Source organism: Streptococcus suis, assembly GCF_002960445.1.
Taxonomy (GTDB): domain Bacteria; phylum Bacillota; class Bacilli; order Lactobacillales; family Streptococcaceae; genus Streptococcus; species Streptococcus hyiners.
Window position 1 is genome coordinate 1 of record NZ_POJD01000116.1, and the last position, 383, is coordinate 383.

Sequence of the window (383 nt, forward strand, 5' to 3'; positions counted from 1 at the left end):
TTAAGGTCAATCACGCCACCTTTGGTGGTTTCAGAACCAAGAATGATGTTCTCTGCAACTGTGAAAGCATCAACCAACATAAAGTGTTGGTGCACCATACCAATACCCAATTGGGCTGCTTTGGATGGAGAGTCAATCTTCACGGATTGACCGTTGATAACAATTTCACCGCTTGTAGGTTCCAACAAGCCAGCAAGCATGTTCATCAGAGTAGATTTACCCGCACCATTCTCACCAAGAAGGGCATGGATTTCACCACGTCTGACATTCAAATTGATGTGGTCATTTGCTACAAATTCACCAAATATCTTAGTGATATTGCGCATTTCAATGACATAATCCTTAGTCATAATCTATTATCCTTTCTGACTATAGCCTTCTGA

General features: G+C 41.3%; 1 protein-coding gene. It reads right to left on the reverse strand.

What is annotated here, in order from left to right:
• On the reverse strand, nt 1–350 hold a 350-nt coding region (locus C1G53_RS03365), incomplete at its 3' end, for an ATP-binding cassette domain-containing protein (protein WP_153046650.1).
• Nucleotides 351–383 lie beyond the last annotated feature (33 nt).